This is a genomic window from Corynebacterium sp. HMSC076G08, from assembly GCF_001811515.1.
GTDB lineage: Bacteria > Actinomycetota > Actinomycetes > Mycobacteriales > Mycobacteriaceae > Corynebacterium > Corynebacterium hiratae.
The window spans coordinates 1-346 of record NZ_KV805067.1 but is presented as its reverse complement, the minus strand read 5'-3'; the positions used below and the strand labels follow the sequence as shown (position 1 = coordinate 346).

At 50.3% G+C, this 346-nt stretch carries 1 rRNA gene; it reads right to left on the bottom strand.

The window, feature by feature from the left end:
- A 23S ribosomal RNA gene (locus HMPREF2806_RS09490) occupies positions 1–330 on the bottom strand; the annotation flags it as partial.
- Positions 331–346: the final 16 nt, after the last annotated feature.

Sequence of the window (346 nt, the reverse complement as noted above, 5' to 3'; positions counted from 1 at the left end):
TGGGGCCCACAACACCGCACACACAACCCCTACCAAGTATCACATGCACACGGTTTAGCCTCATCCACGTTCGTTCGCCACTACTAGCAGAATCATATTTTATTTTCTTCTCCTACGGGTACTGAGATGTTTCACTTCCCCGCGTAAACCCCCACAACAGCTATGAATTCACTGAAGGGTAACACCCCATAACAGGTGCCAGGTTTCCCCATTCGGACATCCTCGGATCAACGCTTTATTGACAACTCCCCGAGGCTTAACGCAGCCTTACACGTCCTTCATCGGCTCAGCATGCCAAGGCATCCACCATGCGCCCTAAATAACGAACACACAACCAACACAACAA